This window comes from Desulfovibrio desulfopostgatei (genome assembly GCF_053570645.1).
In genome coordinates, this window is the sequence record NZ_JBRBQS010000002.1 from 1,076,536 (window position 1) to 1,099,733 (window position 23,198).

General features: G+C 60.6%; 20 protein-coding genes. 2 read left to right on the forward strand and 18 right to left on the reverse strand.

What is annotated here, in order from left to right; genetic code table 11:
* Nucleotides 1-8: 8 nt before the first annotated feature.
* From ACUZ9Q_RS04725 to ACUZ9Q_RS04735, 3 genes are all read right to left on the reverse strand, one after another.
* Nucleotides 9-950: a symporter gene (locus ACUZ9Q_RS04725; RefSeq protein ID WP_192111365.1), complete on the reverse strand. Its 942-nt coding sequence runs from the start codon at nucleotides 948-950 to the stop codon at nucleotides 9-11.
* A gap of 153 nt (nucleotides 951-1,103) precedes the next feature.
* Entirely contained in the window at nucleotides 1,104-2,735 is a 1,632-nt protein-coding gene (locus tag ACUZ9Q_RS04730; protein ID WP_449247426.1) for a bifunctional metallophosphatase/5'-nucleotidase, read from the reverse strand.
* A gap of 96 nt (nucleotides 2,736-2,831) precedes the next feature.
* Entirely contained in the window at nucleotides 2,832-3,389 is a 558-nt protein-coding gene (locus ACUZ9Q_RS04735; RefSeq protein WP_227117684.1) for a cysteine hydrolase family protein, read from the reverse strand.
* A gap of 244 nt (nucleotides 3,390-3,633) precedes the next feature.
* On the opposite strand from ACUZ9Q_RS04735, the gene ACUZ9Q_RS04740 reads away from it, so the two are divergent.
* Both ACUZ9Q_RS04740 and ACUZ9Q_RS04745 read left to right on the forward strand, forming a co-directional pair.
* Nucleotides 3,634-4,215, forward strand: coding sequence for an FmdE family protein (locus ACUZ9Q_RS04740; RefSeq protein WP_192111368.1), 582 nt, complete (start codon nucleotides 3,634-3,636; stop codon nucleotides 4,213-4,215).
* Between the two features lie 11 nt (nucleotides 4,216-4,226).
* Nucleotides 4,227-5,513 carry a glycoside hydrolase family 3 N-terminal domain-containing protein gene (locus ACUZ9Q_RS04745; RefSeq protein ID WP_449247427.1) on the forward strand — a complete coding sequence of 429 codons (1,287 nt, stop codon included), beginning with the start codon at nucleotides 4,227-4,229 and terminating at the stop codon, nucleotides 5,511-5,513.
* 334 nt (nucleotides 5,514-5,847) lie between these two features.
* On the opposite strand, the gene ACUZ9Q_RS04750 is transcribed toward ACUZ9Q_RS04745, so the two are convergent.
* The 15 genes from ACUZ9Q_RS04750 to ACUZ9Q_RS04820 all read right to left on the reverse strand — a co-directional run bounded on the left by ACUZ9Q_RS04750 (nucleotide 5,848) and on the right by ACUZ9Q_RS04820 (nucleotide 23,198).
* Nucleotides 5,848-7,407: a c-type cytochrome gene (locus tag ACUZ9Q_RS04750; RefSeq protein ID WP_449247428.1), complete on the reverse strand. Its 1,560-nt coding sequence runs from the start codon at nucleotides 7,405-7,407 to the stop codon at nucleotides 5,848-5,850.
* 2 nt (nucleotides 7,408-7,409) lie between these two features.
* Complete coding sequence (locus ACUZ9Q_RS04755; RefSeq protein WP_215647033.1) at nucleotides 7,410-8,762, reverse strand: cytochrome ubiquinol oxidase subunit I; 1,353 nt, start codon at nucleotides 8,760-8,762, stop codon at nucleotides 7,410-7,412.
* A 3-nt stretch (nucleotides 8,763-8,765) separates the two neighbouring features.
* On the reverse strand, nucleotides 8,766-9,629 hold the full coding sequence (locus ACUZ9Q_RS04760) for a c-type cytochrome (RefSeq protein WP_449247429.1): 864 nt from the start codon (nucleotides 9,627-9,629) through the stop codon (nucleotides 8,766-8,768).
* A 388-nt stretch (nucleotides 9,630-10,017) separates the two neighbouring features.
* The gene (locus tag ACUZ9Q_RS04765; RefSeq protein WP_215647031.1) at nucleotides 10,018-12,249 is read right to left on the reverse strand and encodes a sigma 54-interacting transcriptional regulator; all 2,232 of its coding nucleotides are present in this window, start codon (nucleotides 12,247-12,249) and stop codon (nucleotides 10,018-10,020) included.
* 63 nt (nucleotides 12,250-12,312) lie between these two features.
* Nucleotides 12,313-13,596: a molybdopterin molybdotransferase MoeA gene (locus tag ACUZ9Q_RS04770; protein ID WP_449247430.1), complete on the reverse strand. Its 1,284-nt coding sequence runs from the start codon at nucleotides 13,594-13,596 to the stop codon at nucleotides 12,313-12,315.
* A 1-nt stretch (nucleotide 13,597) separates the two neighbouring features.
* Nucleotides 13,598-14,311 carry a formate dehydrogenase accessory sulfurtransferase FdhD gene (locus ACUZ9Q_RS04775; protein WP_300553861.1) on the reverse strand — a complete coding sequence of 238 codons (714 nt, stop codon included), beginning with the start codon at nucleotides 14,309-14,311 and terminating at the stop codon, nucleotides 13,598-13,600.
* A 68-nt stretch (nucleotides 14,312-14,379) separates the two neighbouring features.
* A complete protein-coding gene (gene fdhF / locus ACUZ9Q_RS04780) occupies nucleotides 14,380-16,578 on the reverse strand; it encodes a formate dehydrogenase subunit alpha (protein ID WP_449247431.1) in 2,199 nt (732 codons plus the stop codon).
* A 106-nt stretch (nucleotides 16,579-16,684) separates the two neighbouring features.
* On the reverse strand, nucleotides 16,685-17,191 hold the full coding sequence (locus tag ACUZ9Q_RS04785) for a 4Fe-4S dicluster domain-containing protein (protein WP_297145761.1): 507 nt from the start codon (nucleotides 17,189-17,191) through the stop codon (nucleotides 16,685-16,687).
* Between the two features lie 252 nt (nucleotides 17,192-17,443).
* Nucleotides 17,444-17,917, reverse strand: coding sequence for a hydrogenase maturation peptidase HycI (hycI, locus tag ACUZ9Q_RS04790; RefSeq protein ID WP_215647026.1), 474 nt, complete (start codon nucleotides 17,915-17,917; stop codon nucleotides 17,444-17,446).
* Nucleotides 17,914-18,333: a formate hydrogenlyase maturation HycH family protein gene (locus ACUZ9Q_RS04795; protein WP_449247432.1), complete on the reverse strand. Its 420-nt coding sequence runs from the start codon at nucleotides 18,331-18,333 to the stop codon at nucleotides 17,914-17,916. The genes hycI and ACUZ9Q_RS04795 overlap by 4 nt, the downstream gene beginning before the upstream one ends.
* Complete coding sequence (locus tag ACUZ9Q_RS04800) at nucleotides 18,326-19,144, reverse strand: NADH-quinone oxidoreductase subunit B family protein (protein WP_449247433.1); 819 nt, start codon at nucleotides 19,142-19,144, stop codon at nucleotides 18,326-18,328. Before ACUZ9Q_RS04800 ends, ACUZ9Q_RS04795 begins: the two co-directional genes overlap by 8 nt.
* Nucleotides 19,145-19,146: 2 nt before the next feature.
* Nucleotides 19,147-19,671: a formate hydrogenlyase complex iron-sulfur subunit gene (locus ACUZ9Q_RS04805; RefSeq protein WP_449247434.1), complete on the reverse strand. Its 525-nt coding sequence runs from the start codon at nucleotides 19,669-19,671 to the stop codon at nucleotides 19,147-19,149.
* A complete protein-coding gene (locus tag ACUZ9Q_RS04810; protein WP_324837183.1) occupies nucleotides 19,665-19,799 on the reverse strand; it encodes a hypothetical protein in 135 nt (44 codons plus the stop codon). The genes ACUZ9Q_RS04805 and ACUZ9Q_RS04810 overlap by 7 nt, the downstream gene beginning before the upstream one ends.
* A gap of 17 nt (nucleotides 19,800-19,816) precedes the next feature.
* Nucleotides 19,817-21,556 carry a hydrogenase large subunit gene (locus ACUZ9Q_RS04815; protein ID WP_346654770.1) on the reverse strand — a complete coding sequence of 580 codons (1,740 nt, stop codon included), beginning with the start codon at nucleotides 21,554-21,556 and terminating at the stop codon, nucleotides 19,817-19,819.
* A gap of 1 nt (nucleotide 21,557) precedes the next feature.
* Entirely contained in the window at nucleotides 21,558-23,198 is a 1,641-nt protein-coding gene (locus tag ACUZ9Q_RS04820; protein ID WP_215647021.1) for a hydrogenase 4 subunit F, read from the reverse strand.

Here is a 23,198-nt window from a genome sequence, read left to right on the forward strand (position 1 = left end):
CTGCAATGTCAGCCCTGCTTTTTATCCCGGCTGCACAGGCGGTAATAAAACAGCAGCACGTACAGGGGGGCCAAGTAGGCTGCAGCCATGATCGCCTCTGTAGCGCTGAAAAATTCCATGCACACGATCATGACCAGCACGTTGTTGATAACGCCGAACGAAATCTGAAAGGCCATGCCCACCTGCCTGCTCATGCGGCGGGCCAGGGGGATGGCGGCAAGCGTCATGACGAGGCAGAGCAGGGAGGCCGCGCCCAGCGATTTGAGCAGCAGCTCGGGCGATTGGCGCAGCAGGTCGCCGTAGTGGCTGAAAATGGCAATGTTGGAAACCACGATGGACACGGTTATGAGCGGGAACTGCCAGCGCAAAAGCAGGTTGCGCAGTCCGTCAAGGTGGATGCGCGTAAGGTGCGCGGCGGCAAAGGGCACAAGAATGGTCACGCAGAGCGACACGCTCATGTGCCCAAGTTCCAGATGCGCGGGCATGTTGAGCGGCTCAAGCCCAAGCAGGCGCAGCCCGGCATCCGTAGCGGAAAGCACGGCGGGCAGGCTTGCGGGCAGCAGCAGTGACGTGGCGATGTTGGCCACAAGAATAAGCGCCGTATTGGCCCCCACCATAAGCGAAAAAACAGCGGCCATGACCCCCACGGGCGCCGCCCCCAGCAGAAAGGCCCCCAGCGCAAACTGGGGCATGCACAGGCGGAAGACCGCAAGGCACAGCAGCGGCAGCACCGCAAGCCGCAGGGCCACCAGAAAGCAGAGTGTGCCCTTCATGTGGCGTATTTCGCGCATCAGGGCTTCCATGCCCACAGCCAGAAAACTCATATAAAGCATGAAAATGAGAATAAGGCGCGGCATCGCGGCAAGCGGTTCTGCCGCCTGGGGCAGAAAAACGCCCGCCGCCATGGAAAGCAGCGAAGAAAGGACCATGATAAGGTCGCGGGAATTCATAAAGCCTCAACTTTTTCGCCACACTGCCCAACAAGCCTGCCCTTGGCAAGTCCCATGGGCAGGCTTGTTCTGCTACACTCAGGCACGCGTGGCATGGGCAGGCATCTGTGCGCATGGAGCCGCGCGGCGGTTCAGCCTGCACGCATGCAGCAATCAGTTCGTCTGTCGGATCAGGCGGTCTGGCGGCAAGGCCGTCAGCGGGCTGAACTTTTTGATGTATGCCGCCAGCACGTCCACATCCACCGGGTCGGGGGCTTCCACGGGCGATCCTTTGGCAAGCATGGCGTAGCCATCGCCCCGGCGTTCCAGATAATCCACAAGAACCACCCGGTAGCGGGCGGCAGGGTCAAGGGGGCGCGCGGCTCCGCCCGCGTCCAGCAGCTCTGCGCGCACAATGCGTTTGCCGGACGGCAGAGCGGGATTATACACGTAGCGCAGCCCCGCCGTGTGCAGCAGGGGCGATCCCACGCCTTTGTAGTCGGCCACGCCGTGTTCCAGCGCTGCCAGCAGTTGCTCGCCGCTGAAATCGCGAATGATGACCTTGTTGCCAAAGGGCAGCACGGCCAGCATGTCGCCAAGGTTCAGCGCTCCCTGCCGCAGAGGGGCGCGCAGCCCCCCGCCGTTGATAATGGCGGCCTGCGCTCCGTAGGCGCGGCCATAATCCAGCATGGAATCGGTCGCGATGAGGCCGGAAAGGCATTCACCTATGCGGCACTGGTGCAGGCCGTCAGGCGCAGTCAGGTTGTTTTGCCCCACGGTAACGGAGGTGAAGGCTTCCAGCTTTTGGGCATACTGGGCGATCTTGGCTTCCACGGCCGGGTCGGGCGGAATGGAGGCATCCAGAGGCAGGGCCTCGCCCTGCCAGCGCACGGGGACGCCCTGCGCGTCAAAAGTCACGTCGAGCTGGCCCAGATACTTGGCAAGCGCCCCGGCAGTGACCACCAGAACAGGCTTGCCCGAGGGCGAATGCTCCACAATGGGGTACGGCCCCTTGGATGATTTTGGGCCAAGGTAGTCGTGGGTATGACCGCCCACAATAATATCCACGCCGTCCACGCTGCGGGCCAGTTCCAGATCCTTTGGCAGGCCAAGATGCGTCACGGCTATGATGTGCCGCACACCCTGCTTTTCCAGCTCCGCCACGGCCTTTTTCAGCGTGGTTTCGCTCTTGTAGAACCACGTTTCTGGGCAGGCCGCAGAAAGCGTACGCACACTTGGGTTGGCAAGCCCCACAATGCCCACCTTGACCCCGTGCACTTCCTTGATGATCCATGGGCGGAACGGCATTCCGCGCAGGGGGCAGCCGGGGCGGGCATCCAGATTGGCGGCCAGCACGGGATAGGGCTGCGCCCGCACAAATCCGGCAGTGGCCTCGCAGCCGTCGTCAAATTCGTGGTTGCCCAGCGTCATGGCGTCATAGGGCATCAGGCTGTTGATGCCGGCCAGCATGGGCCACTTGTTGGCAGTAAAAAACAGGGTACCCTGAAACTGGTCGCCCGCGTCCACGGCCAGCACGTTGTCGTGCTCCGCGCGGGCGCGCTTCATGGCTGTGGCAAGGCGGGCAAAACCGCCCGTGCAGCCCTCGGATTTCAGGCAGGCGTTGCCGTGGGCGTCCCTTCCCGCAAGGTAGGAGTGCAGGTCGTTGGTGTGCAGCAAGAGCAGCTCGAGGCCCGCCTTTTCCTGAGCATGGCAGGGCAGGGAAACCAGCGAAAAGCCTGCAAGCAGGCTGGCCCACAAAAATAGAGCCAGTGCGGAAAAACGGAATCGCAACAGGAATGACGCCATAATTTGCCCCCTGATGGAGTGTGCAGCGCGCATAGGCGTTGATGTGTAGTGTAAACGGAGTGCAGCGCAGCTTATAGCAGTTTATGGATGCAATGACTAACGGCTCTGACTGATGGCCGCGCACAGTTCTTGCGTGCTGCGTACCTGAGCGAATACCTGCCCAAGGGCGGCCATGTACGCTGTCTGCACATCGGCGGCGCATACGGTTTTGCCATCGTGCGCAAGATCGCGGGTGGCGCAGGCATCGTGGGCAAGATGACAGGTGAAGCCAAGGTCAAAGGCGGCGCGGGTGGTGGTATCCACGCACATGTGGGTCATCATGCCCGCTATGGCGATGTCCGTGATATTCTGCGCCTGGAGCAGACCAAGCAGGGGGGTGTCGCGGAAGGAATTGGGAAAGTGCTTTTCCACCACGGTCTCGCCCGTCAGAGGAGCAAGACTTTCATGAATAAGCGCCCCGGTTGTGCCGGGCAGAAAAAACGTGGCAGTGGGCGCAAGAGAAATATGCTGTACATGAAAAACAGGTTTTCCAGCCTTGCGAAAAGCCTTGAGCAGCAGGGCGGCATTACTGGCCGCTGCCTCGCTGCCGCAAAGCTCCATCTTGCCGCCGGGGAAGTAATCGTTCTGAATATCTATGATTATAAGAGCCTGCATGTGAGGTGCCTCATGCGGATATGCCGCCCAAAAGGTTAGCGCGGAATGCTGGTGCATGAATCTGACCGTGTGCAACCGATAGCAGTCCGCGCTCTGCCGGGTCAAGCGCTGCTGCCGCGCGTACTTGACGCTGGCCGGCAAATGATGCCAAGTGACGGAAGGCATTTTGCCTCTCGGTGCAGCCATCCTGCCTGCGCACCCCACCTTATCTTCCGCACACGGCGGGCAGCACGACGGAATACCCATGAATATCGGCGCGTATACGTTTTCGCAGTTCCACGGGATCGCAGAGGAGTTTCACGGTTGCGCGGCCCCCGGTCTGCTTATCGGCGGCTATATGGTCGAGCTTGCCAAGGGTATGCTGCCCGAAGGAACTCTCTTTGAAGCAGTGGCGGAAACCAGCAAATGCCTGCCGGACGCGGTGCAGCTGCTCAGCCTGTGCAGCACGGGCAACAACCGTTTGCATGTGCGTGATCTGGGACTCTACGCGCTCTCGCTGTACAACAAAAAGACGGGCGTGGGCGTGCGCGTGAGCATAGACCCGGCAAAACTATTCGCCTATCCGGAAATCCGTAGCTGGTTCATGAAAGAAAAGCCCAAGCATGCGCAGGATATTGTGGAGCTTGAACGGCAAATTGAAGAAGCCGGGCACAGCATCTGCAAGGTGCAGCGCGTGCAGGTGGACAAGGTTTTTCTGGGACATGGCCATATGGGCACCATCGGCATTTGCCCCCGCTGCGGCGAGGCCTATCCTCTGGATCACGGCCCGCAGTGCCTTGGCTGCCAGGGGCAGGCTCCCTACACAACGCTTGACCCTGAAAGTTGAGGCAAAAAACAGTGTTTGATGCTGTAAACAGGGGAAAATCCCCCAATGTTTCGGGCTGTTCCGACAGCCAGATTCTTTTTGCCGCCGCGCGCAAGGGTGGGGTCACGCTTTGTCTGCTTGCGCTGGCGCTGATTTTTTGTTTTTCGCCACTGCTGCGATCAGGGGCCTCGGCTGCGCAGGCCGCGCCCGCCAAGACAAGCGCGGGCAATGCCGCGCCATCGCTGGACGTCATGATCGGCTCCATGCTCATGCTGGGCTTTCGCGGAGCGGATCTGCCCCAGGGCGATGCCTTTCTTGCGCAGGTGCGCGCCGGGCATGTGGGGCATATTATCCTGTTTGACAGGGATGTTACCACAGGCGGGGAACGCAATATCATTTCGCCCCAGCAGGTGCGGCGGCTCACAGCCACGCTGCGGGCGGCGTCCCCCTGCCCCATGTTCATAGCAGTTGACCAGGAGGGCGGACGGGTGCGGCGGCTCAAGCCGCAACGCGGTTTTGCCGATCTGCCTTCCGCCCAGAGCATGGGCGCGACCAGCCCTGAGAAAACCCGCGCCATTGCCCGGCAACTGGGCGTGGAACTGGCCTCGCTGGGAATTTCTGTTGATCTGGCCCCGGTGGCGGATGTGAACAGCAACCCCGCCAATCCGGCCATTGGCGCGCTGGAGCGCAGCTTCAGCCCCAATCCGGCGCTTGTGGCCGCGCACGCGCTGGCCTTTGGTCAGGGGCTGGCGCAGAGCGGCATCATCCCAGCGCTCAAGCATTTTCCCGGTCAGGGCGGCGCGCAGAAGGATTCGCATCTGGGGCTGACGGACATCACCCGCAGCTGGAACGCCAAGGCCGACCTTGCGCCCTACGCGCAGGCCTTTGCACAGGGCTGGCCCGGCATGGTGATGCTTGGGCACCTGTACCACAAGGGGCTTGACCCGCAATATCCTGCCACGCTTTCCCGCGCTGTTGTTGCCGACCTGTTGCGCGGGCGCATGGGCTGGCAGGGCGTGATCATCAGCGACGACATGCAGATGAAGGCCATCACCGACCATTACGGCATGGAGCAGGCAATGCTGCTGGCCGTCAACGCCGGGGTGGACATTCTGCTGTTCGGCAATAACCTGTATTGGGACGAAACCCTGCCCCGCAAAGCCTTTGATGCCTTGCGCGGGCTTGTGGAAAGCGGGCGCATTTCGCGCCAGCGGATCATGGAATCATGGCTGCGCATCACTAACCTGTACGCAAGCCGCGCCACTGCCGCCAGGGCCGCCGCCGATGGATCTTCGGCGCTCTATCCCTGGACCAGATAAAGCGGCGGAGGTTTTATGGATACATTGATTCTCCTGCTGGTGTTTGGCGGTATTGCCGCCATATACCTGCTTGCCCTCAAAAAAGGCTGGCTGCCCACAGACCGGCTGAATTGCGGTTGAATACCCTTTGACAAGCAGCGTGCCCTGCTTGATGACGAAGAACGGCGTTTGCGCAGCAAGGCCAGAAAAGCCGCCCGCAAACAGTGCAAGTAATTGATTGAAATCAAAGCCCCCGCTCCTTCATGGAACGGGGGCTTTGTTATGGGACTCTTTGAAACTGGTCAGGCAAGCCTGTATGGCGCAACGAGGCCTGAGGGCCAGCCCGCCGCCCAGGCTATTTCCCGTTCTTGTTATGCGCAGCGCGGAAGCTGTTGCAGATGATGGCGAGGTCTTCGCGCACGGTCTGGGGCTGGTTCCGGTAGCCGGGCATGCCTGTGCCGGGGTAGCCCTCGGTAATGATTTTGAGGGCCTGCCCGTGGGTCAGGCTGCTGCGCGTGAAATCGGGCGGCGGGGGCTGCATGGCCCGCCCCGAGGGGCTGACGCTGCCGTTGGCCGCGTGGCATTTGGCGCAGGTGCCTATCCATACTTCAAGCGAAAGAGGGCTGATATCGCGCGGGGGCGGCGGCGTGGCTGCATACATGCCAAAGCGCTTGCCCATGACGCCCAGCAGGCTCTCCAGCTTTTCGCGGTCGAACATGCGAAAATAGGGCATGCCTGTGCCGGGGATACCGTCGCGCACCATTTCATACACATAATCCCGGTCGGTGCGCATGGTGGTCAGGTCTGTGGCGGGGATGCGCAGGCGTGAGGCTTCCGCCCCGTCACCATGCCCGGTGAGGCCGTGGCACGGCTCGCATGCGCCGTCATAGATGGTGTCGCCATTGTCGTACACGGTGCGCAGCTTGACGGCAAAGGCGTCCAGAGCCTTCTGGCTGAAAGGAGCCAGCTCCTGAACGCGCTGCTCGCGCTGGGCCGTAGCCTCGGCCTGCCCGGGGGCCAGCGCCTCGTTCTGCATGAGCTGGCGGGCCAGCAGCATGGAGACGAAGATAAGGGGCAGCAGGGCCAGCAAACGATAGTCGGAAGTTGACGATTCCGGTCTCAGAATCCAGACCGCCGCGCCAAGGGCCAGTGCTCCAAGGCTTATGAGCGACAGCACCGGGACGGACAGTTGCGGTAGTATGGTTGCCAGCAGGGCCAGCCCGATGACCGCCTGAGCCGCCAGAGCGCCAAGCAGCCACTTGCGCAGCAGCGGGGCCTTCTGCTTTTCATTTCTGGCAGAGAAAAACAGGTGAAAAGCCGCGCCAAAGGCCACTGCCGCGCCCAGCACATGCAGGTAGCGCAGCACCCAGTGGGGCATCCACTGCGCGCCAAAGCGGAAGCCGTGGGCGGCAAAGTCGGCCCACTCCGCAGGGCGTTCCATGAGGGTCAGCGCCCCGGTAAAGATGGCGGGCACAGTCATGAGGGCCGCAACGCCCACCAGTCCGCAGATGAGGGCCAGCCACGCGCTGGTGGCAAGCTTGTGCGCAAAACCGTCAAACAGCAGAAAGGCCGCGATCAGCAGCGGAATAATCGCCAGCCACGCATATGAAAAAAGCCCCGTAACCGTAAAAAAGGCATGCGGATGGCTTATCTGCATAAGCAGCAGCGGGCCAACGCCCAGCACCACGGCCAGACTTTTGAGGCCCATGTGCGAATGGGCCACGTGTTCGTTCCAGTGCTGATCGGGCGTAGGCTGCCGCAGCAGATCACGCAGAAAGAACAGCAGACTCAGTATGGCCGTGCCAAGCATGAGCAGCACAAAGAGCAGATGCAGGCCGAAAGTTATGAAGAGCAGCCCCTGCATCCAGCCTTCGGGCAAGGGTTTGTTGAGAAACAGGTCTGTCCATTGCTGCATGGCTACTTCTCCCTGGCGGCTTGTTGGGCGCGGCGGGAATAGTTGGAGGAAAGCTGGAACAGATACTCCGTGAGCATGGCGCGTTCCTGCTCCGAACCCACAAAGGGCGTCATGTAGGGGGCCAGCCTCTGCGTAATGCCCAGCATGGCGTTGATGCCGTCTGCCGAGCGCCCCGCAAGGCGCTGATCAATGCCGTTAATGCCGCTTTCCGCATGGCATACGCCGCAATTGGCCGCAAACAGCGTTCTGGCGGCCTGGGTTGCCGGGGGCAGATCGCCGCTGGTGTTGACCCATCGCAGCCGGGGCAACAGGGGGGCGTTCTGGGCTGCCAGAGCCTCGCTTTCCACAAGGGTTATCTGGCTGGCATGCATATAGCCTGGCATCAGGTACGGGCCGCGGATAAATTCGCGCACACGCTCAAATTCCATGACAAAGCACAGGCTCATGATCAGGGCCGGAATGCACAGCAAGCGGCATGCCAGCCGTGAGCGCCCAAGAGCCGCCAGCGCCGTCAGCAGGAGCACAAGCGCGGCAACCGCGTTGGCCGCAGGCAGAAAGTCCGGCATTTGCGAGAGATAGGATGTGGCGACCGAGAACTTCCAGTGCGTGAGGTAGGTTTGCGGCACCCGCGAAAAATACACATAGGTGGCCGCTGCCGTCACAGCCAGAGAGAGCAGCAGCGCTGTTCCGCAGAGGCGCAAGGCCCTGCCGCGTTCTTCCGCCGTGCCCTTGAAGCGCCAGGCGATCCAGGCCATGAGCAGCAGTATGCCCAGGCCAAGGCCGCCGCCGACACGCAAAAAGCACTGCGGCACAAAGGTGGGGTTAAAATAGGCCTCGGCAAAGCTTCTGGCCCACGGCCAGCCCTGCGGGGTAAGCATGAAGCCCAGGATGCCGGTGATAAGAACCGCAGAGATAAAGGACGCCACCACATAGCCCCAGCCAATGGCGGCCAGTGTGCCGGGTTTGTGCGTTATCAGCCGATCCCACAGGTAGTAGTAGCAGAGCAGCAGAATCACTTCGGCGGTAAAGGCGAACCACTCGATAAACCAGGGCCAAAAAAACAGGTGGATGAGCGCGCCGATGCCTTCCGGAGCGAGGCTCCCGGTCAGAATCCATATTCCCACGCCCGTGACCGCGCCCACAGAGGTGGTAACAACCACCAGCGGCCCCAGGAGGCGTCGGGCAATGTCGGCCCAGAAAGCGCCCTTGCCCTTCCATGTGAGGGTTTGAAAGATCACCAGCATGGTCATGAGGCCTATGGCCAGACCGTGGCTGATATAAACGTGCAGCACTGCATTGAGGGCAATGGTCATGCCGTCGCCCACCACAGGAATATGCAGGATGGGAAAGTTCATGGCCTACTTCCCCTGCGGCGCTTTGGGCGCGCCAGTTGCCGTTGCGGGCTTTGCGGGCGCGTAATGGGGGCGGGGCTGGCCGTCCACATAGGCCGCCACGTCAAGGGCCTGTTCCGGCGTGAGGTTGGCTGCGTCCGGCGGCATGAAGCGATGGGTGTACACGGCAAAGGTGCTTATGTCGTGCATGGTGGAGCCGTCAGTGTACGCGCCATTGCCCCAGAGCGGGGGTGAACCGTCGCCCGCATCGCCGTGGCAGGCGGCGCAGTTGTCTGCATACACGCTGGCTCCGCTGGCGGCATCGGGCTTGTGGTTGCTGTCGAGCTTTGCGGGCAGGGCCCACGGCAGCTTGGCATAGACGGGAATATCTTTTGAAATCCAGTGCAGATAGGCGAGCACAGCCTGCATGGTGCGGCTGTCGAGGGCCGGGGGCGCGGCATTGAGGTTGCGCGCAAAGCAATCCTGCACTTTCTGGGCAAGATCGGCGCTGTAGCCGTGGCTGGCCAGAAAACGCGGATAGGTTGCCGCAACGCCCACAAGGGTGATGCTCGCCTTGCTGGTGCCGCCTTCGAGATGACAGGTGGCGCAAGCGAGTTCGTTGCCCACGTGCTCGGGGGCGTACTGCGCAGTATCGTTGATAATATTGTAGCCGAGCATGACGGCTTCGCGCATGTCTTCCGGCGCGTCCTGCGGCTTTGGCGGATTGAACTGCGGTTCGGCTGCCGGGCCTGCCTGCAAGGTTGCCAGCGCCTGCGGCGCAGGGGTTTGCCGCACGGCAGCCCCGTAATGGAAAAAGGCCAGCGTCCACGCGCCAAATATCAGCAGAATACAGGTGAGCGACAGGGCGTAAAGCAGAGTGCGGTTGTTCATGGCGGCTCCGGTTAGAGCATTTTCACGTTGAAATGCTTGCGTGACGGTGGATTACCTTCGCCATGCAAGCACCTCGCAGCGCGGATTTTTACAAAAATCCATGCAGAACAGACAAACAGGCTCAATGTTGATCTGCTCCAGCGGTGACCGTGACAGAAACAGGCCAGCTTGAAGCCAAAAACAGGGCAGACCGGCCACAGGCTGAGGCCGCGAATTTTCAAGATATTATTGTAATGGGTATCAGAACTTCCCGCTATGTCAACAAGGCGGGACAAGCGTATTTTTTATATGGGCCTGAAATCTTGGGTCAAGTTGGCAAGGGGCAGCGGATTGGAGCAGGGTAGGCGCTGGCTGGCGGGGCACCCCGGCAGGGGTATGCTGGCAAAGTCTAGGCTGGCAGGGATTGACCGCGTGTTTCCAGCACGTCCTTGATGTCTATGCCCATGCGCTGCATGCGCGAGAGCAGGGTTGTGCGCTTGAGGCCCAGCATGGCGGCCACCCCGCGCGAACCCGCCATAACGCCGTTACAGGCCAGAATGGCGGCCACGATGCGGTCGCGCTCGCTGAGGGTTTCGCCGGGCTGGTGGTGGGCATCCGTATACACGGGGCGGATGGGCTGCGCAGGCGCGGGCGGCGCGCTGGCCTCCTGCTTGCGCTGGGAAATGGCCGCAACCGGGGCGGGAACCTCCAGCGGGCAGATATTCAGGCTGGGGCCGCTGGAAAGAATGACCGCGCGCTCGATAACGTTGGCAAGCTCGCGCACGTTGCCGGGCCAGGGCTGGTCGCAGAGCCAGCGCAGGGCGGCGGAAGGAATATTGGTGATGTTTTTCTTCATCTGCCGCGCCATCTGCTGCGTAAAATGCTTTGCCAGCAGGGGGATGTCTTCGCGGCGTTCGCGCAAAGGCGGAATGGCGATGGGAAAGACGTTAAGCCGGTAGAACAGATCATCCCTGAACGTTCCGTCGAGCACCATTTCCTGCAAATTGCGGTTGGTGGCCGCTACTAGGCGCACATCCACGGAAATGACCTTGTGCCCGCCAAGGCGTTCAATTTCGCGCGCTTGCAGTACGCGCAGCAGTTTGGGCTGCAATTCCAGCGGGATGTCGCCAACTTCGTCCAGCATCAGGGTACTGCCGTGGGCCAGTTCAAAGCGTCCCTTGCGTTGCGCGCCGGCACCGGTAAAGGCCCCTTTTTCGTGCCCGAAAAGTTCGCTTTCCATAAGCCCCGCAGGCACTGCGGCGCAGTTCATCTTGACCATGCGCTTGGATTTGCGCGGGCTGCGGTTGTGGATGGCCTGGGCAAAAAGCTCCTTGCCTGTGCCGGTTTCGCCCAGCAGCAGCACGGTGCTGTCGCTGGAAGCCACCATGTCCACCTGCTGCAAAACGCGCATGATGGCATCGCTCTGGCCAATGATGACGCCCATGTCCGACTGGCTCTGTATCTGCTCGGAAAGATAAAGGTTTTCTTGTGCAAGGTCGTTTTTCTGCACAGATATGGTGGTGTAGTCCAGGGCGTTGCGCACGGCAATGGCCACGCGCGAGGCTATCTGGGCCAGCAGACTGACGGATTCATCGGTAAAGACATCGGGGTGGCGGTGGGCAAGCAGCATGGCCCCAAGGCAGTGCTGGCCAAAGTGCAACGGAAACAGCCCCGCAGCCTGATTGCCGTTGCCAAGGATGAATTCCGAGGCCGGGTCTTTGCGCGAAAGCCTGGCCAAATCGCCCTGCCGCGCCAGCAATGGGGCGTTGATATCGTGACAGCGCTTGAGCAGGCTGTTGGACAGCGAAAACGTACCCGCTGGCAACACGGGGTTTTCAGTTGATTGCGGGGGGCGGGCGCAGTGGAAGGAAAAGGTGTCGTCCGTTTCGTGCAGCAGCAGGGCAAAATCGCGTATGCCGAAAAACCGCCGTATCTCGCCCGCGACCACGGCCACCATGTCGTTCATTTCAAGGGTGCCGATGGCCGTGTTGGTCACGTCCACAAGGATGCTGAAGTGGTCGCGCTCACGGCGCAGGTGTTCGGTTTCCTGGCGCACATTGTCCATGCAGAGGATGGCTGTGATGGCAGCCGTGACCACCCCTGCCAGAACACGGAAAAAAACAAGAGAATCATCGCTGAACACGCTGCCGTCTGTTTTGACAAAATCCATGGCGCAGTGACAGCCGCCCTGCGTGGAAATGGGAACAAAAAGGCAGCCGCTGGCATTGCGGTACTGGTCAAGATCAGCAATGGCGGGAAATTCCCGGCGCAGGTGCTCGCCTTCAAAGCAGGCCACTTCGGTCTGGCTCCAGAACTGGCGCAGGCCCTGCTGGGGTGTCAGGTCTTGTTCTGAAACGGCAGAGCGGTCAGCGTGCGCGTCAAGCATGTAGAGCCGCGCCTTTTCCTGCATGGGCGCGGCAATAACGATGTGTATGCGCTGAAAGGCCATGAGGGGGTCACAGCAGTTTTTCAGCATGCGCAAAAGGCTGGGAATGTCTTTTTGCAGTGGCAGCACCCGGCTGGCTGCGAGCAGGGCTTCCTGCCAGACAATAGCTGTACTTTTTACCATCTCGGAGGCGCTGGCTGTAAAAAACCCGGCTGGCGGCGTGCGTCCGGGGGGGATTCTGGACGGGATATCCACAACATTTCTCCATGCACCATAGGGCAGGATTATAGGACTGTCTACCGAGCTTGCCCGAGGGGATCAGGCAAGAATGACGTCTACCTCCATGCCTTTGCGCAAAGGAGCGCTGCCAGCGGGAATATCCACAAAACAGTTGCAGTCGTCGCACAGGGCTGGCTGCCCCATGCGTTGCGCATCGCGCGCAAAATACACATCCCTGCCTTCAAGCCGCGCCAGCACAATGCGGCGTTCGTCCTTGCGGCAGGAGCCAAAATCGTTGCGGGCCACGGCCTTTTGCCGCAGGGGCGCAAAGCGCGTTGCGCCGCCGATTTTCTTCAGCACCGGAACCGCCAGCAGACCAAAGGTTGCGGCAGCAGCCACAGGATTGCCCGAAAGGCCCAGCAGCAGGGTTTGCGGCAGTGCTGCAGCCAAGGTCATGGAGCCGGGCTTGAGGCGCAGGCTCTGAAAAAGCATGCTGCCGCCCTGTTCCGCCACAATCTCTGAAGCAATGCCGGGCACAAGATCTTTGGGGCCAACAGAAGCCCCGCCCGTGGTGATGACAAGATCGCTCTCGGCCAGCATTTCGGCGAGGAGCTCCTGCAATGCCTGCCGGTTGTCGCCTCTGGTCATCATGCGGAGTATGCGCGCGCCCATTTTACGCAGGCGCACGCCCAGCAGGGTGCTGCTGATGTTGTAAACGCCGCCCTGCGGCAGCGGAGCGCCGGGCAGCACAAGCTCGCTGCCTGTTGCCAGCAGGCTGACCCTTGGGCGGCGGAATACGCGCACATGGGTATGGCCCTGACCAGCCAGGAGGCTGAGGGTGCCGCTGTGCAGCACATCGCCGCTCTCGGCAAGAGTGCTGCCGCGTTCCATGTCCTGCCCACACATGCGGCAGTTGCGCATGGCCGCAAGACTGCGCGAAATCACCACGGTCTGGCCATCCGCCAACGTGTCCTCCTGCCACACCACGCAGTCCGCTCCCGGAGGAAGGACTGCGCCTGTGGTCACGCGTGCCGCCTGACCGGGTTCAAGGGGCTGGCCTGGTGCATCACCGGCATAGAGGTGCTGCGTTACCAGCAGCATGGCGGGACGTTCCGCCGTGGCGCTGGCAATGTCGGAGCTGCGCAGGGCATATCCATCCACCTGAACCCGGTTGTAGGGCGGCTGAGGCAACTCGGCGCGCATATGGGCAAAACATATGCGGCCATCGGCGTCAAAAAGCGGCACTTCCTCCGATTCTGCAACTGTGGGCGTGCGCTGCAAAAGAAGCTCCAGGGCTTCCTCCAGCGGCAGGCTTTCACGCTCCGGCAGGGCAGAAACATGGGGCTGTGCGTCAGCCGCAAAGGAGTGCAGGGCGCGATTCATCTCAGCATATCCTTTGCGGACAGGTGTAAATATTGATGTTGTCGCGGCGTACAAAGCCCAGCAGGGTGATGCCGTGAGCCTCGGCCATTTCTACGGAGGTGAGCGAGGGGGCTCCCGGTGCGATAAGCAGCCTTACACCGCAGGCCACAACTTTTGAGAGCATGTCAGAGGCGAGCCGCCCGCTGAAAATGAGGATTTTTCCATCCGGACTCAGCCCTTGCAGCAGCATGGCCCCAATGACCTTGTCCAGCGCGTTGTGGCGCGCGATATCCTCGCAGAAAAGCAGCAGGCCATTCGGGGTAGCCAGGGCGCAACTGTGGGCCGCGCCCGTGGCGCGGAAGAGGTCGCAGCGCTCGTTGAAGGCCAGTTGCAGCGCATGCACCTGCGCTGCGGCAAGGCGCACATCGCTGGGCGCGCTCACTGCTGGCGCAGGCGATTCCGCCACGGAGGCCTCTATGACGCGGTTTTGCTCATCAATGGAAAGCGCCCGCAGCGCGGAGATTTCATGCAAAAGCCCCAGGGTGCGGAGCCGCCCCACGGCAAGCTCGCGCAGCAGGCTGGGCATGCAGTGCAGCTCGGCCACGCAAGTGCCGTTGCAGACGAGTTCGTAGCGTTCTTCACGCAGGAGTATGTCCATGACCTCGCGGCGGCCCTGAGGCCCGACGCGGGTAATGGTGCGTTCAATACTTATGGAAGCATCCGGCGGCTGTTTCATGATTGTGGTTCCCCGCGCGGCTGCACCATGGGAGTGACCGCGCGGGGAGTTGTTGAGGGTTATCGGAGTCAGGCAGGGATTTTCTGCGCGGAGCCGTTGGCCTTTTCCTTGCGCAGGCGTTGCTTCAATTCGCTGTACACCTGCACCACATGGCTTTCAGCCCATGTCTGATCTTCTATTTTTTCAACACGGACAGGCACATACTTGTATTCCGGCGTTTTGGTGATGGGGCTCAAGACCTCGCCCACCAATTCGTTGCATGCGCCAATCCACCACTGGTAGGTCATGTACACCGCGCCCTGGTTGGTACGCGGGCTGGTCTGCGCCCTGGTGATGACCTTGGAGTGGTGCGACTGCACCCACACAAGCTCATGGTCGCGGATGCCGAGGGCTTCCGCATCCTTGTCGTTCATCTGCACAAAGCCGGGTTCGTCCGCCAGTGCCGCCAGCGCCTTGCAGTTGCCTGTCATGGAGCGGCAGGAGTAGTGGCCCACTTCGCGCACGGTAGAAAGCACCAGCGGGAACTCGGAGCTGATTTTTTCCACAGGCGGGACCCATTCCACCGTAAAAAGGTGGCCCAGGCCGTCCGGGGTTTCAAACTTGATGCTGCCGTCAGGCTGTGCGTAAAGCACCTGGGTGCCGTTGGGGGCATCCTTGGTGCAGGGCCACTGGATGTAGCCAAGCCCGCCGTTTGCATCGAGCTTTTCATAGGTCGCTTCCGCATACTTGGGCGAGAGCGAGATCAGCTCGTTCCATATCTCCCTGGTGTTGTTGTAGCGCATGGGATAGCCCATGGCTGTGGACAGACGGCAGATGATGTCCCAGTCCACCTTTACATCGCCCTGCGGTTCCACAGCCTTGTAGAAGCGCCGGAAACCACGGTCGGCAGCAGAGTACACGCCTTCGTGCTCGCCCCACGTGGTGGTGGGAAAGATCACGTCGGCCACGGCTGCTGTCTTGGTCATAAAGCAGTCCTGCACAATAAGCAGGTCAAGCTTGCTGAAGCCGCTGCGTACGCCGGAAAGGTCGGGTTCTGTCTGCAAGGGGTCTTCACCCATGCAGTAGAATGCCTTCAGCCTGCCAGCAGAAGCGCTTGCGGCGACTTCACTCAGGAAATGACCCACCTTGGGGGACATTTTTTCAACAGGAACCCCCCAGGCCTTGGCGAATTTTTCGCGCATGGCCGGGTCTGTCACGCTCTGGTAGCCCACAAACACATTGGGCAACGCGCCCATGTCGCAGGCGCCCTGCACGTTGTTCTGCCCGCGCACCGGAGCAACGCCGGTGTGGGGTTTGCCTATGTTGCCGGTAATCAGCGCCATGGAGGTCAGTGCCCGTACGGTCTCCACGCCCTGATAGAACTGGCATACGCCCATGCCCCAGTAAATGCCCGCCCCCTCTGGGGCAGTGGCATACATGCGGGCGGTCTTGCGGATGGTTTCGGCATCAATGCCCGTGATTTCCGTAACCGCTTCAGGAGGATAGTTATCCACAATGGCTTTGAGTTCTTCAAAACCCGTTGTGTACCTTTCTATGAACTCCCTGTCCGCAAGCCCCTCGTTAATGATGACGTTCATCAAAGCATTGACGAAGGCCACGTTGGAACCGTTTTTCAGGGGAACATGCAGGTCGGCGATGCGCGCAGTTTCAATCTTGCGCGGATCACAGACAATGATGGTTGCCCCTTTTTCTTTCGCCTTTACCACCCTGCGGGCGATAATGGGGTGTGAATCTGCCGGATTCCACCCAAAGATGAACAAGCATTTAGTGTCTTCAATCTCCACAATGGAGTTGCTCATTGCGCCATTGCCGACCGATTGTTGCAGACCTGCAACGGATGGGCCGTGTCAGACCCGCGCGCAGCAGTCGACATTATTGGTGCCGAGAGCCGCGCGGGCGAATTTTTGCATTATGTAGTTGGTTTCGTTGCCGGTGGAACGGGAAGAACCGGATACCATGATGGAATCGGGGCCAAATTCTTCTTTGATGGCCATAAGACGCGACGCAGTGTAGTCGATGGCCGTATCCCAGGACACAGCCTCAAACTCGCCGCCACGCTTGCGGCGGATCATGGGGTTTTTGACTCTGGGGGTCAGGATCTTGGTGTCGTTGATAAAATCCCAGCCATACAGACCCTTGAGGCACAAGGCCCCCTGGTTGGTCAGGCCGTTGGCGCCTTCTGCGCCAACCACGCGGCCATTCTCAACCAGCAGGTTGATCTTGCAGCCCGAAGCGCAGTACGGGCAGACTTCTATTACTTTTTTCATGATAACCTCTTGTATTCATTTTAACAGCGGCGAGCACTCCGCTGCTCTGGCAGGCATGTTGCGCCACATTTCAATCAGGGGCAGGTGTAACAGCACCAATGACCGCTTACTGAAATGCTGCTGTTCCTGCGGGCTGCACAGTTTCATCCTCCACCACGAACAACACATCGGTGGGGCAGGCCCGCACGCAGGAGGGGCCTTCGGGCACGCTGGCGCACAGATCGCACTTTTGCGCCAGGGCCTTGCGGCTGAATCCCAGCGGTTTGCCGCATACTGTACGGCGCACCTTGTGGCTTGTGACCCGCATGACCCCATAAGGGCAGGCCATGATGCAGGCCTTGCAGCCTATGCACTTGTGCCGCAGCACGGTGACGCTCTCGCTGTCGGCAACAATGGCCCCGCAGGGGCAGGCCGATGCGCATGGGGCGTCTTCGCACTGGCGGCAGGCAACCGGAGTGCTGATGTCTTCGTGCTTCAGGATGGCGACTCTGGCTTTGAAGTCAGAGGCGGTCATGTCTTCAATACGCAGTTCACTGTGCGCCAGGGCGCAGGCTATCTCACAGGTGCGGCAGCCTATGCAGCGCCCTGGATTGGCCGCTATGCGTTTTTTCATAGAAAGCCTTTGCTTGTTTTACGGCTCGACGTGGGGCCGGCCAGTATTCGTTAAAATGCAACAAGAATGCCAGTATGTTGCAAAAATGATCTGGCATTCTGCACTGTTACGATTGATGTAAAAACCGTGTACGCGCAGGTTCGTCAAAAGTGTCGAACTGTCGAATGGCAAACTTGTGTGAAATTTATAACAATCGCTATTACTCCAGACAGTTAGCCAGATTGGTCCTATTTCGTCATTTTTGACGAATTTTCAGGCCAGCCAGGGAATGTCGCCTAGGCCGTCCGCCAGCCCCGCATGAATACGCTCCACCGCATGCTGCACAGCATCGGTAACAGGCAGACAAAAGCCCACTTCCTGCGGCTGGATGCCCAGAAATACAACCTGTTCAATCTCCCGCTCCAGTTCGTCCATAATGAAGGAGAGGGGCATGTTGTGAGTGCTGGCTATACCCATGGAGCGAATGCGCTCCTTGTCCACAAAGCGCATCTCACCGGGGGCAAGCCCGAGGGTGGCAACGTCCACAATGAGCAGACGCCGGGGCTTCATGGCTTTGACCGAGTAGGTGACGTTTTCAGGCATGGAGCCGCCGTCCACCACAGTCCAGCCCGGCACAGGGTTTGCCTCCATGCGTTCGCACAAAAGCGGGCCTGCGCCGTCATCGCCCATGAGGCTGTTGCCCACGGTCAGCACCACATTGCAGTCTTGGGGGGCGGGGGCTGTCATTCCATCCTCCGGGGCAGTTGCACCATGAGGTAGAGCGCAGGCTCGCGCTGAATGGCGGCCAGTTGCTCCATGAGTACAGCGCTCCAGCCCTTGTATGGCTCGTCCATGCCGGGCATGGCTTCGGCAAAAGCCTTGCCCAGCATGCCCGCGTGGTTGGCGTCAATATGGATTTCGCCAAAGGTCAGCAGGCCGCTCATCTTGCGGCGGGCCTCGCCCTCGGGCAGCAGGCCCACCCATGCTTCGTAGGCGTCCTTGGGGCATTCCAGCACTTTGACGAGGCAGTCGATAACTCCCACGTGATGCCCGATGGCAAGGGAGTAGTACATGACCTGCTTGGTAGCGTCAGACTCGGGAAGATCCTTCTGCGTATCCAGAAACTTTCGCCGCAGCGCGTGAAAGCTGACCATTTCAGTCATGGCAGATCCCCTGATCCTGCCCAACGTTCAGGCTGTCGAAAAACACTTCGCGCAGGCGGAAGAGAATTTCCGTCAGGCGGGGGTCTTCGGCATCGCGAATCCATTTTTGCAGGTTTGCTTCAAGGGCGGCGGTGCTCCCGGCCTCAAGGCACTGGAAGAACCTGTCGCTGATTTCCCTGCCCTGGCGGTAGCCAGCCAGCAGACGCGCCTCGCGTTCAATCCGCACGCGGATGTCGAGCGGGGCATCGGGCAGCAGGGGCGCTGGAGCGGCTGCGCCGGATTCCTCGTGATTGCGCTCCTTGAGCTTCTGATCCAGCAGGCCAAGGGCCATGGCAAAGCCATAGATCGTAGCCTGCGGGGTTGGCGGGCAGCCGGGAATGTACACGTCAATGGGCACAATCTTGTCGCTGCCGCCCCACACGGAATACATGTCGTGGAAGATGCCGCCGCTGCACCCGCAGGCACCGTAAGAGACGCATATCTTGGGGTCAGGCGCGTTGTGAAAGGCGCGCAGGGCGGGCATGCGCATGGCGCGGGTAACAGCGCCCGTGAACAGCAGAATATCCGCATGGCGGGGCGAGGGAACCACCTTGATGCCGAAACGCTCGGCATCAAAAATGGACGTGATGGACGCGAAGATTTCAATTTCGCAGCCGTTGCAGCCGCCGCAGTCGATGCGGTAGACGTAGGCGGAGCGCTGAATGCGCTGCAAAAGCGCACCTTTGAGCGCGGCTATGGAATCCTCAACGCTGACGGGTTCGGTTTTGTAGTGCGAGATACCGGGCGCGTAGGCATAGGGAACAATGGACATGGCTATACCTCCTGCCGGGGCTTGAGGCCGAGGGTCTGCTTGCGCTTGCACTGGGGGCAGGTTTCAAACTGCAGCCGCTGGTCGGGGTCTTCTTCTGTAATGCCGTCAGCCTGCATGGTCAGGGCCAGCGCGTAGTCCACCTCTTTTTGCGGGGCAAAGGGGGTGCCGCACTGGCGGCAGTGGCACAGGCTGAAGGTGCAGCGTTCATAAAGGTCGTCCTTGCGCATGACGGCAAGTTCAAACTCCTGCGAGAGGCGCAAGGCCCTTGTGGGGCAAACCTCTTCGCAGCGACCGCAAAAGATGCAGCGCCCGGCGCAGAACTGCCAGGTGCGCACGCCCTTTTCCAGATCCGTTTCGATGGTCAGGGCATTGGGCGGGCAGGCGATGGCGCAGGCTGCACACGAAATGCAGCGTTTGGGATCATATTCCGGCTTGCCACGGAATGTGGGCGTGAATTCGGCAGGCGCGAAGGGATACTTGATCGTTACCTCGCCTGCATCACGGACTATTTTGAGTAATTTCAGCATGACAGCGCCTCCTCAAGCATGTTGCGCATGTGCATGGCCGCCGCTGCGGCACAATGCCGGGCCGCCCATGTGGCGGGGGCCGTACTGCGCTGCCGCGCGCGGTTCTGGTGAATGTTCGTGGTTTTCATACGCGTTGCCACATGCTTCAGGGCAGGGGTGAATGTTTGCGGTCAATGCCGTACTGCTCAAAGTCTTGATACGATACGGTCTTGGCCTTCTTTTTGCGCACATCCACAAGGGTGACGCGGTCTGTGCAGGAATAGCAGGGGTCAAGGCTGCCGATGATGAGGGCGGCGTCCGAAACCGTATTGCCGCGCAGGGCGTAGCGCAGCACCGGCCAGTTGGCGTAGGTGGCCGCGCGGCAGCGCCAGCGGAATATCTTCTGGTTGTTGCCGGTCATGCTCCAGTGCACGTCTTCGCCGCGAGGGGCCTCGGTAAAGCCCAGAGCGAACTTGTGGGGCGTGTAGGTGAAGCCTTCGGTCAGCACCGGGCCGCCGGGCATGTTGTCCAGCACGTAGCGGCACTGGGCGATGGAGTCGAACACTTCCTTCACCCGCACAAGCGCGCGGGAGAAGATGTCGCAACCGTCAAAGGAGAAGACGTTGACGGGAATATGGGCGTAGCCTTCAAAGGGATGATCGGCGCGTACATCCCGTGCAAAGCCGCTGCCGCGGATCATGGGGCCAACGGGGCTGTAGTCGCGGGCCACCTTGCGGTCGAGAATGCCCACGCCCTTGGTGCGCTGTTCAAAGTTGGTGGTGCTGAGGAGCATGTCCACCAGCTCGGCCACTTCCTTTTCAATGGAATTGAGCAGGGCCGTGGTAGTTTTGCGCGCATCGGCCAGAATGTCGTTGCGGATGCCGCCGATAAGGTTGAGGCCGTAGGTCTTGCGCGACCCGGTGAGCAGCTCGGCAATGGTCATGGATTTTTCACGCACGCGGAAGAACTGCTGAAAGCCGGAGTCAAAGCCCGTAAAGTGGCAGACAAGGCCAAGGTTCAGCAGATGGCTGTGCAGACGTTCTGCCTCGAGCAGCAGGGTGCGTATCCAGCGGGCGCGCATGGGCACGTTGATGTCCAGGGCGTTTTCCACCGAGTTGGCGTAGGCGATGCTGTGGGCATAGCCGCAGATGCCGCACACGCGTTCGGCCAGAAAGGTGATTTCGTGGTAGCCCATGCGTACTTCCGCAGCTTTTTCCATGCCGCGATGCACATAGAACATGCGGTAGTCGGCATCCACTACGTTTTCGCCGTCAACAAACAGGCGGAAGTGGCCGGGTTCGTCAGAAGTGACGTGCATGGGGCCAACGGGCAGAATGCGGTTTTTACTGCTGCCCAGCTCGTTGATGAAGTCGTAGGTTTCCGTGTCCGTGGTGGGCGCGGGGCGCTGGCGGTAGTCCATGCAGTCCTTGCGCAGGGGGTGCAGGTTGTCCGGCCAGTCGTCGGGCAGCACCAGACGGCGCGCATCGGGCAGGCCCACGGGTGTGAGGCCGTACATGTCGCGGATTTCGCGCTCGCCCCACACGGCGGCGGGCACCCTGGCCGTGACGGAAGGGAACTCCTGCCGGTCGGCGTCCACAAAGGCGCGCACAACTATCCAGCATTTTTCGCCTTCTTCCATGGAAAGGGCGTAGTAGATGGCAAAGCTGCCGTTGAGCGTGCGTTCGTCGTTGCCAAAAACCACCGGCAGCCAGCCGCCCTGATCGTAATAAAGGTAGGAAACCACATCGGGCAGAGCCTCCAGCTTGACCGTGATGGTGAGCTGGTTGCTGGTTTGCCGTTCTTCATCAAGAACAGCATAGGGAAAGCGCTGCCGCACGTTTGCCACATACCCTGCGCCGCGATTGTCGCTGGCGGGGTGTTGGGTCTGTTCCGTGGTCGTGCTCACGTTATATCTCCTGACGGGAAGAAGTTTGCTTTGCGTCGTCGGCTTCCGCCGCATCCGCCGTATCGTGGGAAGCGGCGCGTACCATGTCGCGCAGGGCGGGCTGCACCTGGGCCGTGGCGGTATTTTTATCCAGCACGATGCTGGTGGCTGCGTTGAGCATGTTCACCACAGGGGCGGGCGTGCAGGTGCCCATAACTAGCAGCAGGCCCAGCAGCACGGCGGCGGGGATAAGGGTCATGCTGCCCTGTTCGCCTTTTGCAATGGATTCCGGCGCCTGGCCGGAGAGCGTCACCGCCACCAGATGCACCAGCGCACCCAGAGCGACCATGAGCAGCACGGCCAGAGCAGCAACCAGATACATATGACCGGCGGTGATGCCGGAAACGACCACCATGAATTCGCTCAGGAATACGCTGAACGGCGGCAGGCCGCCCAGAGCCAGGGTTCCCGCTGCCAGAAACACGGCGGAAACAGGCATGATCTTGAGCATGCCGCGCACGGTGGTCATGTCGCGCGTGCCGTACTTGAGCAGCACGTTGCCCGACACGCAGAACACCAGACCTTTGGCAAGGCTGTGGCTGATAACGTGGAAGAGGGCGGCAAAGATGCCCAGCGGGCCGCCAAAGCCAAGGCCCACGGCGATGATGCCCATGTTTTCAACACTGCAATAAGCATAGCGGCGCTTGATGTCGTTTTGCGAGATCATGCTGAACGCCGCTACAAGTATGGAAAGCAGACCGAAAACCAGCAGCATGTTTTGCGGCACAGCGCTTGAGATGCTGCGGCTGATAAGGATGTAGTAGCGCAGGATGACCAGCATGGCCGCCTTGAGCAGCACGGCGGAAAGCAGGGCGCTGGTGGGGCTTGGGGCTTCGCTGTGGGCATCGGGCAGCCATGCGTGCATGGGGAACAGCCCGGCCTTGGTGCCAAAGCCGATCAGTACGAACACAAAGGCCAGATACATGAGGGTGTGATCAAGGCCGTCCGCATAGCGCAGGGCTTCGGTCCAGAAGATGGCGTCCGAGGGGTCAAGCCCCTGGGCGGTCATTGCTGCGGAGGCGTTGGAGTACACCAGCACCGTGCCGTAGAGGCCAAAGGCCACGCCCACGGTGCAGATGACAATGTACTTCCAGGCCGCTTCAAGCGAGGAATTCTGCCCGTAAATGCCCACCAGAAAGGCCGAGGCAAGGGTGGTGGCTTCCACGCCAGCCCACATGAGGATCAGGTTGTTGGTGGTGATCACCGAAACCATGGTGAAGATGAACAGGTGGAAGAATCCGTAATAGTTGCAGAGGGTTGGCACGGAGACTTCGCCGTGGTCCACTTCCTGCTTCATGTATCCGTAGGAATACAGGCCGGTAATGGTGCCAAGCACGGCCAGCACGGCCAGAAACATGGCCGAAAGGCTGTCGAGGTACAGCCACTTGCCGGCGGCAAAAAGAGCGCCATGCTCATATACACTGCTTACAAGTCCGTAGGCCGTGACCAGAAGGGCCGCGCAGCCTGCCGTATTGATGATGTTGACCACGGCGCGTATGCCGCGCCCGCAGAAGGCGCAGGCAAAGCACAGCAGCGACGTGATCAATGGCGCGGCGAGCAGCAGGTAAAAAAGCATGGGGTTGCTGTTGGTCATGACATTCAT

Bases quoted from the DNA above. Each gene is read 5' to 3' on its own strand.
- ACUZ9Q_RS04820 (WP_215647021.1), bottom strand. From the start codon at position 23,198: ATGAATGTCATGACCAACAGCAACCCCATGCTTTTTTACCTGCTGCTC.
- ACUZ9Q_RS04775 (WP_300553861.1), bottom strand. From the start codon at position 14,311: ATGAAACAGCCGCCGGATGCTTCCATAAGTATTGAACGCACCATTACC.
- ACUZ9Q_RS04750 (WP_449247428.1), bottom strand. From the start codon at position 7,407: ATGCAGCAATGGACAGACCTGTTTCTCAACAAACCCTTGCCCGAAGGC.
- ACUZ9Q_RS04800 (WP_449247433.1), bottom strand. From the start codon at position 19,144: ATGTCCATTGTTCCCTATGCCTACGCGCCCGGTATCTCGCACTACAAA.
- ACUZ9Q_RS04730 (WP_449247426.1), bottom strand. From the start codon at position 2,735: ATGGCGTCATTCCTGTTGCGATTCCGTTTTTCCGCACTGGCTCTATTT.
- ACUZ9Q_RS04735 (WP_227117684.1), bottom strand. From the start codon at position 3,389: ATGCAGGCTCTTATAATCATAGATATTCAGAACGATTACTTCCCCGGC.
- ACUZ9Q_RS04810 (WP_324837183.1), bottom strand. From the start codon at position 19,799: ATGAAAACCACGAACATTCACCAGAACCGCGCGCGGCAGCGCAGTACG.
- ACUZ9Q_RS04770 (WP_449247430.1), bottom strand. From the start codon at position 13,596: ATGAATCGCGCCCTGCACTCCTTTGCGGCTGACGCACAGCCCCATGTT.
- ACUZ9Q_RS04725 (WP_192111365.1), bottom strand. From the start codon at position 950: ATGAATTCCCGCGACCTTATCATGGTCCTTTCTTCGCTGCTTTCCATG.
- ACUZ9Q_RS04740 (WP_192111368.1), top strand. From the start codon at position 3,634: ATGAATATCGGCGCGTATACGTTTTCGCAGTTCCACGGGATCGCAGAG.
- ACUZ9Q_RS04760 (WP_449247429.1), bottom strand. From the start codon at position 9,629: ATGAACAACCGCACTCTGCTTTACGCCCTGTCGCTCACCTGTATTCTG.
- ACUZ9Q_RS04795 (WP_449247432.1), bottom strand. From the start codon at position 18,333: ATGACTGAAATGGTCAGCTTTCACGCGCTGCGGCGAAAGTTTCTGGAT.
- ACUZ9Q_RS04755 (WP_215647033.1), bottom strand. From the start codon at position 8,762: ATGAACTTTCCCATCCTGCATATTCCTGTGGTGGGCGACGGCATGACC.
- hycI (WP_215647026.1), bottom strand. From the start codon at position 17,917: ATGACAGCCCCCGCCCCCCAAGACTGCAATGTGGTGCTGACCGTGGGC.
- ACUZ9Q_RS04785 (WP_297145761.1), bottom strand. From the start codon at position 17,191: ATGAAAAAACGCATAGCGGCCAATCCAGGGCGCTGCATAGGCTGCCGC.
- ACUZ9Q_RS04805 (WP_449247434.1), bottom strand. From the start codon at position 19,671: ATGCTGAAATTACTCAAAATAGTCCGTGATGCAGGCGAGGTAACGATC.